This is a genomic window from Bradyrhizobium dasycarpum, assembly GCF_042019905.1.
Lineage (GTDB): Bacteria > Pseudomonadota > Alphaproteobacteria > Rhizobiales > Xanthobacteraceae > Bradyrhizobium > Bradyrhizobium japonicum_B.
In genome coordinates this window covers 4,771,810-4,787,688 of sequence record NZ_CP169574.1, presented here as the reverse complement: position 1 = coordinate 4,787,688, position 15,879 = coordinate 4,771,810, and the positions used below count along the sequence as shown (strand labels likewise).

The following is a 15,879-nucleotide window of genomic DNA, read 5'->3' as shown; positions in this document are numbered from 1 at the left end:
TGCGGAATTCGTCCCATGACAGATGCGTCATGCCGCCGACCGCAAATCACTGGCCAAGCCGGCAAGGATCGCCATATAAGACGGGCGAAATTCGGGAATTTTCATGAGCGCGCTGGCCAACCACGCATTTGCCAAGATGAACGGCATCGGCAACGAGATCGTCGTTGTCGACATGCGCGATTCCGCTGGCCGGGTGACGCCGGACGACGCCCGCGCGGTGGCGTCCGCGAATGGCGGCGTGGCTTACGACCAGCTCATGGTGCTGCAGAAGCCGCGGCTGGGCGGCACCGAGGCCTTCATCAGCATCTACAACAATGACGGCTCGACCGCCGGCGCCTGTGGCAACGGCATGCGTTGCGTGGTCCGTCGCATCTTCGAGAAGACCGGGCAGACCAGTGCGACGTTCGAGACCGCTGCAGGCCTGCTCAACGCCTGGCAGGGTCCGTCGCCCGATCTCTACACCGTGGACATGGGTGCGCCGAAGTTCGGCTGGCAGGACATTCCGCTGGCGGAAGAGTTCCGCGACACCCGCTACATCGAATTGCAGATCGGGCCGATCGACAATCCGATCCTGCATTCGCCCTCCGTGGTCAGCATGGGCAATCCGCACGCGATCTTCTGGGTCGACGACGTCGACGGCTACGATCTCGAGCGTTTCGGCCCGCTGCTGGAAAACCATCCGATCTTTCCGGAGCGCGCCAACATCACGCTCGCCCATATCGTCGATGACAAGCACATCACGATTCGCACCTGGGAGCGCGGTGCCGGCCTGACCAAGGCCTGCGGCTCGGCGGCCTGTGCCACCGCGGTCGCCGCGGCGCGGCTGAAGCGCGCCGAGCGCAAGGTCGAGATCACGCTGCCCGGCGGCAAGCTCGGCATCGAATGGCGCGAGCGCGACGACCACGTGCTGATGACGGGCCCCGCGACCTTCGAATATGAGGGCAGGTTCGATCCGGCGCTGTTCGCGCCGGTCGCCTGATGGCCGTCGACATCGTCACCTTCGGCTGCCGCCTCAACGCCTTCGAGGCCGAGGTGATGCGCCGCGAAGCCGAAGCTGCCGGGCTCGAGGACACCATCGTCATCAACAGTTGCGCGGTCACCAACGAGGCGGTGGCGCAGGCGCGGCAATCGATCCGCAAATTGAAGCGCGAACGGCCCGGTGCGCGCATCGTCGTGACCGGCTGCGCGGCACAGACGCAAGCGGCGATGTTCGCCGACATGGCCGAGGTCGACCGCGTCCTCGGCAATGACGACAAGATGCGCGCGTCTGCGTGGCAGGAGACGCGCAGCGCTCTAGACCTCGGCGCCTGCGAGAAGATTGCCGTCAGCGACATCATGGCTGTCAGGGAGATGGCGCCGCACCTCGTCGACGGCTATGCGAGCGGCCTGCCGCGCGTGTTCGTGCAGGTGCAGAACGGCTGCGACCATCGCTGCACCTTCTGCATCATCCCCTACGGCCGCGGCAATTCGCGCTCGGTGCCGATGGGCGCGGTGGTCGAGCAGGTCCGGACGCTAGCCATGCGCGGCCATGCCGAGATCGTGCTGACCGGCGTCGATCTCACCAGCTACGGCACCGACCTGCCGGGCGCGCCGAAGCTCGGCCTGCTGACCAAGCAGATCCTGCGGCACGTGCCGGAGCTGAAGCGCCTGCGCATCTCCTCGATCGATTCGATCGAGGCGGATTCCGATCTGCTCGATGCCATCGCCGATGACGCGCGGCTGATGCCGCATCTGCACCTGTCGCTGCAATCCGGCGACGACATGATCCTGAAGCGCATGAAGCGGCGGCATTCGCGGCAGGACGCGATCGCGTTCTGCGACCAGGTCCGCCGCCTGCGCCCCGACATCGTGTTCGGCGCCGACATCATCGCGGGCTTCCCGACCGAGACGGACGAGATGTTCTCGCGTTCGCTCGACCTCGTCGAGGAGTGCGGGCTGACGTTCCTGCACGTCTTCCCCTATTCGCCCCGCCCGGGCACGCCGGCCGCAAGGATGCCGCAGGTGGCGGGCGGTGCGATCAAGCAACGTGCGCAGCGGCTGCGCGCGGCGGGCGGGGCGGCGCTGCGCAAGCGGCTGCAAGCGGAGATCGGCGCGACGCGCGAGGTGCTGATCGAGAGCGAGGAGCAGGGCCGCACCGAGCATTATCTGCCGGTGGCGATTGCGGGCGAGCACGTTGGAAGCGTCGTGCCGCGTGTGATTGCCGGCAGCGATGGTGAGCGGCTCACCACATACTAAGTGTCGTCCCTGGGTACGCAGGGACGACGCCGAGGGTGTGGATACGCCTTGCCCTGGAATGCGAGCCGCTACGACGCCCGCACCTGCCAGAACCTCAGCGTCCGCTTGGCATTCTCCGGCGTCATCCGCACGTAGTGCGCCTGCGCTCGCGCGAGGTCCGCGGGCTTCATCGCGCCGCTGGCAAAGCGGCTTTCGAGCACGGCGATGGCGGTTTCCCAGCTGAGCTGCGCGGCCTTGCACGGCACCAGGAGGCCGTCGTCGCGCAGGCTCTGCATCAGCGGACGGATCACCTCGACGGTCGATCCGGACAGGGCAGCCAGGGCGGCGGCGGTCTCCTCGTAACGCCGCTGCCTGGCGAAGCCGAGCAGCGTCGCCTCGTTGAGCTGGCCGGTGGCCTTGAGGCCGGCGATGGCGCGCTTGGCCCCTTCGAAATCGCGAACACCCGACATTTCGCGCTCGACGCCGACGGCGATGGCCGCGATTGCGCTCTGGATCTCCTCGAACAGATGCGGCGGTGCGCGCGACAACAGGCTGGCGCGCACGGCATCGGTGGCCGAGCGCAGCAATCGGCGGCGGAGCTCCGAGGGCAGGTCGACGCGGATGCCGACGCTGACGGCGAGCTCGGGGTCCGCCTCGGCCTGGGTGACCATGACGGCGAAGCCGTTGCCGGAAACGCGCGCGCCGGGATTGGCGGCGAGCTTGCGGCTGACACTGGGATAGCGGCGCGCCAGCAGCGCGTCGGTGACGATTTCCTTCAGCCACCAGCGGCCGGCGATCGCGAGCAGATGCGGCTCGCTTTTGCTTGTTGCGATCTTCACCAGCTCGCCGTCGTCGAGGCGCGCGGATTCCTGCAGCACGGGACCGGCGATGCGGATCTCGTCGTTGCTGGCGAGGCGGCGGATCACGGAGGGCGGCGCCTGCGCGACCGGCGCCAGCTGCGCGCTGATCTCCGCGAGCGCGATGCGTGCGCCCATGTCGGCGAGCGCGCGCAGCTCGATGGTGCCGATCAGGCGATCGAGCACGTCGTCGAACAGCGCGATCTGCTCGTCGTCGAAACTGCCGGCGGAGGTGAGGAACAGATCGGTGACCCGGCGGGCCGTTGCCAGGCCCTTCTCCGGCGAGCCGGCGCGAATCGCGGATTCGACCTCGTCGATGATCGATAGCCCGGCCGTGGACATGACGTGTTGCTCGTCCTGAGCGAATTGACGGAAGCTTGTTCTAAGCAACCGCGATCATGAGGGACGAGGACTGAAGGTTTCGTAAACCATGGCTCCATGACCCTCATCCTGAGGAGCCCGCGAAGCGGGCGTCCCGAAGGAGACGGCGCTGACGCGCCTCCTCACCATGAGGGTCCGAGTTTACTCCCCGTTCCAGCCGCAAGCCCTCAGCTTCTCATGCATATGCGGCGGGGCCGGCGCCACGACGCGGACCGGCTCCTTGTTCCGGGAGATCGGCACCACGATCTCGCGGGAATGCAGGTGCAGCTTCGGCTCGCCGAAGCGCGGGCCGTTGCCGTAAATGTTATCGCCGAAGATCGGCCAGCCGGTGGCCGACGAATGCACCCGCAATTGATGGGTGCGTCCCGTCACCGGTTCCATGGCGAGCCAGGTGAAGCCGTCGCCGCGGCCCATCACCTTCCAATTCGTGACGGCCTTCTGGCCTTCCGGATCGGGCTTCTGCCACCAGCCGCGCTCGGCATTGAGTCGTCCCAGCGGCATGTCGATGGTGCCTTCGTCTTCGGCGGGGCCGCCCTCGACCACGGTCCAGTAGGTCTTGCCGATCTTGCCGTGCTTGAACAACAGGCCGAGCGAGGCAGTCGCCTTGCGGTGGCGGCCGAGCACGAGGCAGCCGGAGGTGTCCTTGTCCAGCCGGTGGGCCAGCACCGGCGGCCGCGGCAGGCCGAAGCGCAGCGCGTCGAAGGAATCCTCGAGGTTCGGCCCGCCCTTGGGGCCGCGATGCACGGGAAGGCCGGCCGGTTTGTTGATGACAAGCATCAGCCCGTCGCGATGGAGCACGCGCGACAAAATCTCCTCGGCGGTCAATTCGGGAACATCGAGCAATTGCAAGACTTTCGTTTGGAAGCGGGAACGGCTAACACGCCTCCATGAACGATACCACGTCAGATCCCCCCAAGCTGAGCTGGTGGCGCCGCCTGTCCAACGGGCTGAAGCGCACCTCGTCCTCGCTCGGGACCGCGGTCGCCGACCTCGTCACCAAGCGCAAGCTCGACCGCGCCATGCTCGACGACATCGAGGACGTGCTGCTGCGCGCCGATCTCGGCACCTCCGTCGCAGTGCGCATTGCGGATGCGGTCGGCACCGGCCGCTACGACAAGGCGATCTCGGCGGACGAGGTCAAGGACGTCGTCGCCACCGAGGTCGAGAAGGTGCTGGCGCCGGTGGCAAAGCCGCTTGAGATCGATGCGGCCAAGAAGCCGTTCGTCATTCTCGTGGTCGGCGTCAACGGCTCCGGCAAGACCACCACGATCGGCAAGCTCTCGCAAAAATTCGCCTCCGAAGGCCGCAAGGTGATGCTGGCCGCCGGCGACACCTTTCGCGCAGCAGCCATCGAGCAGCTCAAGGTCTGGGGCGAGCGGACCAGGACGCCCGTCATCGCGGGCGCGCAAGGCTCGGATTCCGCAAGCCTTGCCTTCAACGCGCTCACCGCGGCCAGGGAGCAGAGCATCGACGTGCTGCTGATCGACACCGCCGGGCGTCTGCAGAACAAGGCCGAGCTGATGAACGAGCTCGAAAAGGTCGTGCGCGTCATCCGCAAGGTGGATGACACTGCGCCGCATGCGGTGCTGCTGGTGCTGGACGCCACCGTCGGCCAGAATGCGCTGTCGCAGGTCGAGGCCTTCCATCGCACCGCGGGGGTCACCGGCCTCGTGATGACCAAGCTCGACGGCACCGCGCGCGGCGGCATCCTGGTGGCGCTCGCCGAGAAGTTCAAGCTGCCGGTGCATTTCATCGGCGTCGGCGAAGGCGTCGACGATCTCGCGCCGTTCACCGCGCGCGATTTCGCCCGCGCCATCGCCGGAATCGAATAGCGTCATCCTTCGAGACGCCGCTTGCGCGGCTCCTCAGGATGAGGTCGTGCCACACATGAGATCCTCATCCTGAGGATGACCGCGAAGCGGTCGTCTCGAAGGATGGGAGAGACGGAAGAGAGAATGGACAAGACCCAGCCGCATCCGCTGTTCAAGCTGGCGACCGAGCTCGGTCCGCTGCTGGTGTTCTTCTTCGTCAACGCGAAGTTCAACCTGTTCGCCGCGACCGGGGCCTTCATGGTGGCGATCGCAATCGCGATGGTCGCGTCCTACGTGGTGACGCGCCACATCCCGATCATGGCGATCGTGACGGGCGTGATCGTGCTGGTGTTCGGCACGCTCACCCTGGTGCTGCACGACGAGACCTTCATCAAGCTCAAGCCGACCATCATCTACGGCTTGTTCGCGGCGATCCTCGGCGGCGGACTGTTGTTCGGCCGCTCCTTCATCGCCGTGATGTTCGACCAGGTGTTCAACCTGACGCCGCAGGGCTGGCGCATCCTTACGCTGCGCTGGGCGCTGTTCTTCGCAGGCATGGCGGTGCTGAACGAGATCATCTGGCGCACGCAGAGCACGGACTTCTGGGTGAACTTCAAGGTGTTCGGCGTGACGCCCATCACGATGATCTTCGCCATCGCCCAGATGCCGCTGACCAAGCGCTACCACCTCGAGCCGGTGTCGCTGGAGAGGAGCGAGGCCGAGGCCGGGGACATCAGCAAGGGGTGAGGGTCTCGTGTCCCGGACGCGCAAAGCGCGAGCCGGGACCCAGTCTCTTTCCGGGCGCGACGTCGTGGTGACATGGGCCCCGGCTCTGCAGCGCATCGATGAAGGATCGCTGCGTTCCGTCCGGGGCACGAGATGCCCTACGAGCCCGCGTTCAACGCCTTCTCCATCTGCGGCATCAGCACCGTCCGCAGATTGTCCGGCGTGATCGGGCCGACCAGCTTGTAGACGATGGTGCCCTCGCGGCCGACGACGAATGTCTCCGGCACGCCGTAGACGCCCCATTCGATCGAGGCGCGACCGTTGGCGTCGACGCCGACGCGGCTGAACGGGTTGCCGTAGCGTCCCAGGAAGCGCCGCGCATTGTCGGCGGCGTCCTTGTAATTGATGCCGACCAGCTGGAAGCGCTTGTCCTTTGCCAGCTCGGTGAGCAGCGGCGCCTCGTCGTGGCACGGCACGCACCAGGACGCCCAGACGTTGACGAGGCTGACCTTGCCCTTGAACGCGGCGGGATCGAGGCCCGGCACCTGCGCGCCGTTGTCCTGCAACCCCGCGAGCTCAGGCAAAATGGTCGGCGGCGCCGGACGGCCGATCAGCGCCGAAGGAATCCGTGAGATATCGCCGCTGCCGAGCCGGAACCAGAACAGCAGCGCAAGCCCGATGAAGGCGATCAGCGGCAACACCATCAGGAAGGTGCGGCGCTGCGGCGCCGCGGAGGCGGGTTGATCGCTCATCGCTGGTCCGTCGCGCTGCGGCCGGACCGGCGCGTGATGCCGCGCTCCTCCAGCTCGCGCAGGCGCTGGGTCTGATTGCGATAGTCGAGCGCGATCCAGCCGATCAGGATCGCGACCACGAGCGCCGCCGCCGCATAGGACGTCACGATGAAGGATGCATAGGGACCGAGCGACATGATCATGCGGCCCCGACTTCGTTCGCATTTTGCCCGCGCGAGCCGGCGCCCATCTCGCTGGAGAACGCGACGCGGCTCGCCTGCATCATCTGCAGGGAGCGGACCCGGCGGCGCAGGATCTCGTTGCGCATCGCCGCCAGATGCAGCGTCACGAACAGCAGCGTGAAGGCGATCGCCATCACCAGGAGCGGAATCAGGAACGATTTGTCGAGGGCCGATCCGCCCATGCGCATCACCGAGGCCGGCTGGTGCAGCGTGTTCCACCAGTCGACGGAGAATTTGATGATCGGCAAATTGAGCGCGCCGACCAGGGTCAGCACCGCGGCGGCGCGTGCCGCGCGCGAGGGATCGTCGACCGCGCGCCACAGCGCCATCAGGCCGAGATACATCAGGAACAGAATCAGCACCGAGGTCAGCCGCGCATCCCATTCCCAATAGGTGCCCCACATCGGCCGGCCCCACAGCGATCCCGTGAGCAGCGCCAGGAAGGTGAAGGCGGCGCCGATCGGGGCGGCTGCCTTGGCGGCGACGTCGGCGAGCGGATGCCGCCACACCAGCGTGCCCAGCGAGGCGATGCTCATGACGCCCCAGACGAACATCGACAGCCAGGCATTGGGCACGTGGATGAACATGATCTTCACCGTGGCGCCCTGCTGGTAGTCGTCGGGCGCGAGCGCGGCTTGATAGAGACCGATCGTGAGCAGGACGACGGTCGCGGCCGCAAGCCACGGCAGGACCCGCGCTGTCAGCGCGAGGAACCGCGTGGGGTTGGCGAGGTCGATCAGTGACATGGTACCCTGATAATCATCGATGGCCGCTCAGGCAATCAGCACGAAAGCGCGGGGCGAAAGTTGATCGGGGTCAAGGCCGGTCGAGCGCATCTCAATCGAGCCCGTGCCGCAGGCTCGCTGCGGCTGCGAAGGGGCCGATCACGAGGCTGACCAGCGACAGCGCGCACAGGATCGAGAACGGCGCGCCGAACGTCATCGGGCCGACGATCACGGCCTGCGAGGCCGCAACCCCGAAAATCAGCACCGGAATCGACAGCGGCAGCACCAGCACCGCCATCAGCAGGCCGCCGCGGTGCAGCGTCACCGCCAGCGCTGCGCCGATCATGCCGGTGAACGTGAGCGCCGGGGTGCCCGCCAGCAGCGTCAGCGCCACCGCCCCGGTCGCGACCATGTCGAGGTTGAGCAGCAGGCCCAGCACGGGGGTTGCGACAATCAGCGGCAGGCCCGCCGCCAGCCAATGCGCCAGCGCCTTGGCGGCGCAGGCGAGTTCCAGCGGTGTCCGGCTCATCGTGATCAGGTCGAGCGAACCGTCCTCGTGGTCGGCCATGAACAGCCGGTCCAGGGTCAGCAGGCTCGCCAGCAGCGCGCCGAGCCAGAGGATGGCCGGCCCCAACCGCGACAGCAGCGCCAGATCCGGCCCCACCGCGAACGGCATCAGCACCACCACGGTCAGGAAGAACAGCACCCCGATCAGCGCCCCGCCGCCGACGCGGAGCGCGATCCGGATGTCCCGGCGAATGAGGGCGGACAGGGCGGTCATCGGGTGGCTCCGGCAGGGCGGCCATGAGAGCCCGGCTCGCGCCCCCGGCAAAGCCGCTCGGAAAGCTGAGGGTGGGGCAGAATCACGCCACGCCCCCGATCCGCAGCTCCCGCGATTCGATCCCGAGGGGCGCATGGGTCGCCGCGACGATGAGGCCGCCGCGCGACAGGTGCTCGCGCATCAGGCCGCCGAACATGTCCTGGCCGGCAACGTCCAGCGCATTGGTGGGCTCGTCCAGCAGCCAGACCGGGCGACGGACGGTCAGCAGCCGCGCCAGCGACAGCCGGCGGCGCTGGCCCGCGGAGAGGAAGCCCGCAGGCAGATGGGTGGCATGGTCGAGCCCGACGGTGGCGAGGGTCGCGGCGGCGTCACCGCGCTCGCCGCCCAGGAAATCAGCCCAAAAGGTCAGGTTCTCCGCCACGCTGAGGGCCGGCTTCAGGGCATCGCGATGGCCGAGATAATGGCACTGCTCGGGCAGTGTCAGCTCGGCATCGCCGCCGGAGAGCGCGATCTGGCCGCCCGCCGGCACCAGCAGGCCCGCGATCAGCCGCAGCAGCGAGGTCTTGCCCGAGCCGTTGCGGCCGACCACCGCCACCGCTTCGCCGGAGACCGCGGCGAAATCGAGCCCGGCAAACACCTGGCGGCCGCCCCGCACGCAGGCGACTCCGTGTCCGGAGAGCCGCATCTCGCCTCGTTTCAATTCACTCAAAGCCGGGCCTCAGGAAAACTTGGGGTAGCGCATGGGAATTTTTGGCTCGCGATTGCTGCGGCACGATTGTGGCTGTGGCGGCGCGGTTAGAAAGCTTCTATAAGCCCGGAACTACTTGATGCAGCAACTCAACCTGCCCCTGCAAGCGGCCCAGCCTGATACGCTGACGGTGTTAAGATACCCTGCCGGGTATAGCTAACAATTGGGATTCCTACATGACCTCGCTCGACAGCTTCAAATGCAAAAAGACCCTCAAGGTCGGCGCCAAGACCTACGTCTATTACAGCCTGCCCACGGCCGAGAAGAATGGTCTGAAGGGAATTTCCAAACTCCCCTATTCGATGAAGGTGCTGCTCGAGAACCTGCTGCGCAACGAGGACGGCCGTTCGGTCAAGAAAGAGGACATCGTCGCCGTCTCCAAATGGCTGCGCAAGAAGTCGCTGGAGCATGAGATCGCGTTCCGTCCGGCGCGCGTGCTGATGCAGGACTTCACCGGCGTGCCGGCGGTGGTCGACCTCGCCGCGATGCGCAACGCGATGCAGAAGCTCGGCGGCGACGCCGAGAAGATCAATCCCCTGGTGCCGGTCGACCTCGTCATCGACCATTCCGTGATCGTGAACTTCTTCGGCGACAACAAGGCCTTCGGCAAGAACGTCACCGAGGAATACAAGCAGAACCAGGAGCGCTACGAGTTCCTGAAATGGGGCCAGAAGGCGTTCTCGAACTTCTCGGTGGTGCCGCCCGGCACCGGCATCTGCCACCAGGTCAACCTGGAATACCTGGCCCAGACGGTCTGGACCAGGAAGGAGAAGATGACGGTCGGCAAGAAGACCGGCACCTTCGAGGTCGCCTATCCCGATTCGCTGGTCGGCACCGATTCCCACACCACCATGGTCAACGGTCTGGCCGTGCTCGGCTGGGGCGTCGGCGGCATCGAGGCGGAAGCCTGCATGCTCGGCCAGCCGCTGTCGATGCTGCTGCCCAACGTGGTCGGCTTCAAGCTGAAGGGCGCGCTGAAGGAAGGCGTCACCGCCACCGACCTCGTGCTCACGGTCACGCAGATGCTGCGCAAGCTCGGCGTCGTCGGCAAGTTCGTCGAGTTTTTCGGCCCGGGCCTCGACCATCTCTCCGTCGCCGACAAGGCCACCATCGCCAACATGGCGCCTGAATACGGCGCGACCTGCGGCTTCTTCCCCGTGGACGCCGCCGCGCTCGACTACCTCAAGACCTCCGGCCGCGCCTCGGCGCGCGTCGCGCTGGTGCAGGCCTATGCCAAGGCGCAGGGCCTGTTCCGCACCGCCAAGTCGCCCGATCCCGTGTTCACGGAAACGCTGACCCTCGACCTCGGCGACGTCGTGCCGTCGATGGCCGGCCCGAAGCGCCCCGAAGGCCGCATCGCGCTGCCGACCGTCGCGGAGGGCTTCTCGCTTGCGCTCGCCAGCGAGTACAAGAAGGCCGAGGAGCCCACCAAGCGCTTCCCGGTCGAAGGCAAGAACTTCGATATCGGCCATGGCGACGTCGTGATCGCCGCGATCACCTCCTGCACCAACACCTCGAATCCGAGCGTCCTGATCGGCGCCGGCCTCTTGGCGCGCAACGCCGCGGCGAAGGGCCTCAAGGCCAAGCCGTGGGTGAAGACCTCGCTCGCCCCGGGCAGCCAGGTGGTCGCCGAATATCTCGCCAATTCCGGCCTGCAGCCCTATCTCGACAAGGTCGGCTTCAACCTGGTCGGCTTCGGCTGCACCACCTGCATCGGCAATTCCGGTCCGCTGCCTGAAGAGATTTCGAAATCGATCAACGACAACGGTGTGGTCGCGGCCGCCGTGCTCTCCGGCAATCGCAACTTCGAAGGCCGCGTCTCGCCGGACGTGCAGGCCAACTACCTGGCCTCGCCGCCGCTGGTCGTTGCCTACGCGCTCGCCGGCAGCGTCACCAAGAACCTCGCCACCGAGCCGCTCGGCGAAGGCAAGGACGGCAAGCCGGTCTACCTGAAGGACATCTGGCCGACGACGAAGGAGATCAACGCCTTCATGAAGAAGTTCGTGACCGCGTCGATCTTCAAGAAGAAGTACGCCGATGTGTTCAAGGGCGACACCAACTGGCGCAAGATCAAGACGGTCGAGAGCGAGACCTATCGCTGGAACATGTCTTCGACCTACGTGCAGAACCCGCCCTATTTCGACGGCATGAAGAAGGAGCCGGAGCCGGTCACCGATATCGTCGAGGCGCGCATCCTCGCCATGTTCGGCGACAAGATCACCACCGACCACATCTCGCCGGCCGGTTCGATCAAGCTCACCTCGCCCGCGGGCAAGTATCTCAGCGAGCACCAGGTGCGTCCCGCCGACTTCAACCAGTACGGTACGCGCCGCGGCAACCACGAAGTGATGATGCGCGGCACCTTCGCCAACATCCGCATCAAGAACTTCATGCTGAAGGGCGCCGACGGCAACATTCCGGAAGGCGGCCTCACCAAGCACTGGCCCGACGGCGAGCAGATGTCGATCTATGACGCCGCGATGAAGTACCAGGAAGAGAAAGTGCCGCTGGTGGTGTTCGCCGGCGCCGAATACGGCAACGGCTCCTCGCGCGACTGGGCGGCCAAGGGCACGCGTCTGCTCGGCGTGCGCGCCGTGATCTGCCAGAGCTTCGAGCGCATCCATCGCTCCAACCTCGTCGGTATGGGCGTGCTGCCGCTGACCTTCGAGGAAGGCACCTCCTGGTCCTCGCTCGGCCTGAAGGGCGACGAGAAGGTCACGCTGCGCGGCCTTGTCGGCGACCTCAAGCCGCGCCAGAAGCTGACCGCGGAGATCGTCTCCGGCGACGGCTCGCTGCAGCGCGTTTCGCTGCTCTGCCGCATCGATACGCTGGACGAGCTCGACTATTACCGCAACGGCGGTATCCTGCACTACGTGCTGCGCAAGCTCGCGGCGTAAGCGCGGATTTGTGAACAATGGCTCACTGCGAAGTGAGTAGAAGACGGGATGAAGGCGGCCTATCACAAGGCCGCCTTCAAGCGTTTGCGGCATGCTCCAGATGGGCCCGCCCCGCGGAAAACCTCCCGTTGGACGGGTTGCCCAGGAGGATCGAGTGTGCTCCGCCCGTAAGACTACGGTGACGATCCGGCGATAAGATCTCCATTCCCACGAGCAATGGTGTGTGACGTTCGACATGACGACAATGACGGCTTCTCATCCGATTTCACGTTGGACCGGCGCGCTCTGGTCGGGAGCTCTCGGCATCTGTGCGATCATCGCCGTCATCCGCCCCGCGGACGCTGAGCCTCGTGCCGTCGTCGAACTGTTCACCTCGCAGGGCTGCTCGTCCTGTCCGCCCGCCGACCAGATCATCGGCGATCTCTCGAAAGACCCGTCGATCATCGCGCTGAGCATGCCGATCGATTATTGGGACTATCTGGGCTGGAAGGACACGCTGGCGGATTCGCGCTTCTCGGCGCGGCAGCGCGCCTATTCGCGCATGCGTGGCGACCGCGAGGTCTACACCCCGCAGGTCGTGGTCAACGGCTCCACCCATGTCGTCGGCAGCGATCGTGCCGGCATCGAGAATGCGATCGGCAAGGCCAACAAGGGTACAGGCGTGATGAGCGTGCCGGTGACGATGTCGCTCGCGGGCAAGCAGATCAACGTCTCGGTCGCCGCGAGCAACGAGCCGGCCGCCTCCCGCGGCGAGGTCTGGATCTGCTCGATCGCCAAGTCGGTGCCGATCGCGATCACGCGCGGCGAGAATCGCGGGCAGCAGGTCACCTATCACAACGTGGTCCGCAACCTGCTCAAGGTCGGCGACTGGACCGGGCGTCCGGAAAGCTGGACGGTGCCGATCGAGAACCTCACGCGTGATGGCGTCGATGGCGCTGTGGTCTACGTCCAGGACGGCAGCCGGGAGAAGCCCGGCCCGATGCTCGGCGCGGCGTACACGTCGCTGCATTGATATTTTTCTAGCACTCTGCTCTCCACCCTCATGGTGAGGAGCGCGCCCTTGCGCGCGTCTCGAACCATGAAAGGCCCCGCTGATGCAGTTCGGCCTTCATCCTTCGAGACGCCGCGCGAAGAGCGCGGCCCTCAGGATGAGGGGAGAGGTCGTCGCCGGATGTTCGAAGAGAGGCCGCGCCGGACACATCCCGACACAAACAAAAAAGGACCAACTTGCGTTGGCCCTCCTTGTCGCGCGTACAGACCCGATCCTGTTCGACCCCGGGGGCTGGGGGCTGAGGAATCCGGAACCGAAAGGACCGGGTCAACGCACATGAATCTTCTCGCAGTGCAGGGCGGCAGTCGCTAGGCGGAAAAGCGGCGATACTATGATTCCTGCTAACGATCCCGTGACGGTTTGCCGCGACAGAGTTCCACCTATGCGTGTGGGAGGAGTCGCAGCGGATTCGACCGGTTTAAAGCAGGAACCGGGTTCCATCGAGGGCCCTTGCGGCGAGGAACGGTTGGCGCAATCATGCCCTTGTCATGATCCGGTTCCGGGGACGGTTCGCGGACCGGGGTTCAAGCCGTGCGATGAGGAGGCTCTCCATGAGTCTGATGTCGGAGGATGCCGATCCGAGCGAGCAGCGCGCGGCGGCGCGCCCCGCCGCCGCGAATGCGCAACAGAGCAGGGTGACGTTCAACCGGCTCGAGCTGAACCGTATCCTCAATCTCTATGGTCGCATGGTCGCCGACGGCGAGTGGCGCGACTACGCCATCGACTTCCTGAAGGACCGCGCCGTTTTCTCGGTCTATCGCCGCGCCTCGGAAGTGCCGATCTATCGTATCGAGAAGGATCCGCGCTTGGCGCGCAAGCAGGGCATGTACAGCGTGATCTCGGCCACCGGCCTGATCCTGCGCCGCGGCCACGAGCTCGAGCGCGTGCTGCTGGTGATCGATCGGAAGCTGGCGGTGGTGTAGACGGACGAGCGGTGCCGTAGGGTGAGCAAAGGCGCAAAGCGCCGTGCCCACGTCCTGTCTCGATCGCCGCAGATCGTGGGTACGCTGCGCTTTGCCCACCCTGCGAGACCGATTATTTCGTTGGCACCGTTCTCGCGCCCTCGCCGAGGTCTCGCTGCATCATCACCGTGTCCAGCCAGCGGCCGAATTTCAGCCCGACACTGGGATGCGTGCCGATCATCCTGAAGCCGCCCCTGGTGTGCAGGCCAATCGAGCCCGCATTGGCGGAATCGCCGATCACCGCGATCATCTGGCGAAAGCCGCGCGCCTCGCATTCGCCGACCAGCCGCTCCAGCAGCAACGAGCCGATACCGCGGCGGTGGAAAGATGGATCGAGATAGATCGAGTTCTCGACCGTGAAGCGATAGGCCGGCCGCGGCCGGTAGGCGCCGGCATAGGCGTAGCCGGCCACGCGTCCATCGAGGATGGCGACGAAATAGGGATAGCCGCCGTCGATCAGCGTGCGGTAGCGGCGCGTCATCTCCGCGAGGTCGGGCGGCTCCAGCTCGAATGTCGCGGTGCCCTCGCGGACGGCCTGCTGGTAGATGGCGGTGATGGCGGGAAGGTCGGCCTCTAGCGTGGGCCTGATTTCAGGTGCGGACATGAGGTGGAGATTAGAGCCTTCACACGGATGCTGGAAGGGCCTCCGCTGCCTCCACACCCGTCATTGCGAGCGCAGCGAAGCAATCCAGAAATGCATCCGCGGCGGGACTCTGGATGGCTTCATCGCAAGGGCTCCTCGCAACGGAGGAGAGACCGCCCTCGTAGCCCGGATGGAGCGAAAGCGTAATCCGGGGCCGCCGCATCCGGGCCAAACAAAAACCCCGGCCTCGCGGCCGGGGTTCGTGTCGTTCGCTCTGGTCCGTCGCCTACTCGCGCTGGCCGAGCAGCTGCAGCAGCAGCGTGAACAGGTTGATGAAGTTCAGGTACAGCGACAGCGCGCCGGTGATGGCCGCACGCTCTGCGATGTCACCGCCGGCCGAGGCATAGCCGTAGATGTAGTCGTTCTTCAGCCGCTGGGTATCCCAGGCGGTGAGGCCCGAGAATACCAGCACGCCGACCACCGACACGATGAACTGCAGCATCGAGCTGGCCAGGAACAGGTTCACCAGGCTGGCGAGCACCACGCCGATCAGGCCCATGAACAGGAACGAGCCCATACCGGTGAGGTCACGCTTGGTGGTGTAGCCATAGAGGCTCAGGGCACCGAAGGTGGCCGCGGTGATGAAGAACACCCGCACGATCGAGGTGTGCGTGAACACCAGGAAGATCGACGACAGCGAGATGCCCATCAGCGCCGAGAACACCCAGAACAGGATCTGGGCGGTCGAGGGAGCCAGACGGTTGATGCCCGCCGAGATCACGAACACCATCGCCAGCGGCGCGAGCATGAACAGCCACTTCAGGGGGCTGACGAACATCGCGTAGCCGAACGGCGTCAGGAACAGCTTGCCGACGCGCACCGCATCCGGCGTCGCGACGTCGGTCACGGCAGCCATGTAGACGCCGAGCGCGGCGAGGCCGGTGATGGCCAGGCCGATGGTCATGTAGTTGTAGACGCGCAGCATGTAGGCGCGCAGGCCGGCATCGACCGTCGCGGCGTCAACACGCCCGGCGGCCCTGCCGAAAGGAGAAGCGTAGTTACGGTCTAGGTCCGACATGGTCGAATTCCCGTTGGTTGGTCCGGTCCGGCACGAGGGTCGCCATGCCGCCGGTTCGTCAATTTCTATCTCGGATACCGACGCCAGCCGAC

16 protein-coding genes are annotated in these 15,879 nt (G+C 66.0%); 7 read left to right on the top strand and 9 right to left on the bottom strand.

All coding sequences use genetic code 11. The features are described from left to right. Positions 1 to 103 precede the first annotated feature (103 nt). A complete protein-coding gene (dapF, locus tag ACETMP_RS22890; protein WP_375157976.1) occupies positions 104 to 979 on the top strand; it encodes a diaminopimelate epimerase in 876 nt (291 codons plus the stop codon). Beyond that, a complete protein-coding gene (gene mtaB, locus ACETMP_RS22885) occupies positions 979 to 2,235 on the top strand; it encodes a tRNA (N(6)-L-threonylcarbamoyladenosine(37)-C(2))-methylthiotransferase MtaB (protein ID WP_375157975.1) in 1,257 nt (418 codons plus the stop codon). The genes dapF and mtaB overlap by 1 nt, the downstream gene beginning before the upstream one ends. 68 nt (positions 2,236 to 2,303) lie before the next feature. Here the strand turns inward: mtaB and ACETMP_RS22880 are convergent, their stop codons facing one another. Further along, positions 2,304 to 3,413 (bottom strand): DUF2336 domain-containing protein, encoded by a 1,110-nt coding sequence (locus tag ACETMP_RS22880; protein ID WP_375157974.1) that lies wholly within the window; start codon positions 3,411 to 3,413, stop codon positions 2,304 to 2,306. A gap of 180 nt (positions 3,414 to 3,593) precedes the next feature. Beyond that, positions 3,594 to 4,295, bottom strand: coding sequence for an RluA family pseudouridine synthase (locus ACETMP_RS22875; protein WP_375157973.1), 702 nt, complete (start codon positions 4,293 to 4,295; stop codon positions 3,594 to 3,596). Positions 4,296 to 4,339: 44 nt separating this feature from the next. Here ACETMP_RS22875 and ftsY point away from each other — a divergent pair, with 44 nt between their 5' ends. Together ftsY and ACETMP_RS22865 are read left to right on the top strand one after the other, a co-directional pair. After that, entirely contained in the window at positions 4,340 to 5,284 is a 945-nt protein-coding gene (gene ftsY, locus ACETMP_RS22870) for a signal recognition particle-docking protein FtsY (RefSeq protein ID WP_375157972.1), read from the top strand. 123 nt (positions 5,285 to 5,407) lie between these two features. Further along, a complete protein-coding gene (locus tag ACETMP_RS22865; protein ID WP_375157971.1) occupies positions 5,408 to 6,010 on the top strand; it encodes a septation protein A in 603 nt (200 codons plus the stop codon). A 137-nt stretch (positions 6,011 to 6,147) separates the two neighbouring features. Here ACETMP_RS22865 and ACETMP_RS22860 read toward each other — a convergent pair whose 3' ends face one another. From ACETMP_RS22860 to ccmA, 5 genes are all read right to left on the bottom strand, one after another. Further along, positions 6,148 to 6,741 (bottom strand): DsbE family thiol:disulfide interchange protein, encoded by a 594-nt coding sequence (locus tag ACETMP_RS22860; protein WP_028133291.1) that lies wholly within the window; start codon positions 6,739 to 6,741, stop codon positions 6,148 to 6,150. Beyond that, a complete protein-coding gene (gene ccmD / locus ACETMP_RS22855) occupies positions 6,738 to 6,923 on the bottom strand; it encodes a heme exporter protein CcmD (protein WP_375157970.1) in 186 nt (61 codons plus the stop codon). Before ccmD ends, ACETMP_RS22860 begins: the two co-directional genes overlap by 4 nt. Then, entirely contained in the window at positions 6,920 to 7,708 is a 789-nt protein-coding gene (locus tag ACETMP_RS22850) for a heme ABC transporter permease (protein WP_375157969.1), read from the bottom strand. Before ACETMP_RS22850 ends, ccmD begins: the two co-directional genes overlap by 4 nt. Before the next feature lie 91 nt (positions 7,709 to 7,799). Continuing rightward, entirely contained in the window at positions 7,800 to 8,468 is a 669-nt protein-coding gene (gene ccmB / locus ACETMP_RS22845; RefSeq protein ID WP_028150494.1) for a heme exporter protein CcmB, read from the bottom strand. Between the two features lie 82 nt (positions 8,469 to 8,550). Beyond that, positions 8,551 to 9,153 (bottom strand): heme ABC exporter ATP-binding protein CcmA, encoded by a 603-nt coding sequence (ccmA, locus tag ACETMP_RS22840; RefSeq protein ID WP_375157968.1) that lies wholly within the window; start codon positions 9,151 to 9,153, stop codon positions 8,551 to 8,553. A 239-nt stretch (positions 9,154 to 9,392) separates the two neighbouring features. Between ccmA and acnA the strand changes: the two genes are divergently transcribed. The 3 genes from acnA to ACETMP_RS22825 all read left to right on the top strand — a co-directional run bounded on the left by acnA (position 9,393) and on the right by ACETMP_RS22825 (position 14,087). Continuing rightward, entirely contained in the window at positions 9,393 to 12,113 is a 2,721-nt protein-coding gene (gene acnA, locus ACETMP_RS22835) for an aconitate hydratase AcnA (RefSeq protein ID WP_375157967.1), read from the top strand. A gap of 235 nt (positions 12,114 to 12,348) precedes the next feature. Further along, complete coding sequence (locus ACETMP_RS22830; RefSeq protein ID WP_375157966.1) at positions 12,349 to 13,125, top strand: DUF1223 domain-containing protein; 777 nt, start codon at positions 12,349 to 12,351, stop codon at positions 13,123 to 13,125. Positions 13,126 to 13,715: 590 nt separating this feature from the next. Beyond that, complete coding sequence (locus ACETMP_RS22825; RefSeq protein WP_375157965.1) at positions 13,716 to 14,087, top strand: DUF2794 domain-containing protein; 372 nt, start codon at positions 13,716 to 13,718, stop codon at positions 14,085 to 14,087. Between the two features lie 112 nt (positions 14,088 to 14,199). Here ACETMP_RS22825 and ACETMP_RS22820 read toward each other — a convergent pair whose 3' ends face one another. Further along, positions 14,200 to 14,730, bottom strand: a complete 531-nt coding sequence (locus ACETMP_RS22820; RefSeq protein WP_375157964.1) for a GNAT family N-acetyltransferase — start codon at positions 14,728 to 14,730, stop codon at positions 14,200 to 14,202. Positions 14,731 to 14,995: 265 nt separating this feature from the next. Further along, the gene (locus tag ACETMP_RS22815) at positions 14,996 to 15,787 is read right to left on the bottom strand and encodes a Bax inhibitor-1/YccA family protein (RefSeq protein ID WP_028133282.1); all 792 of its coding nucleotides are present in this window, start codon (positions 15,785 to 15,787) and stop codon (positions 14,996 to 14,998) included. Positions 15,788 to 15,879 lie beyond the last annotated feature (92 nt).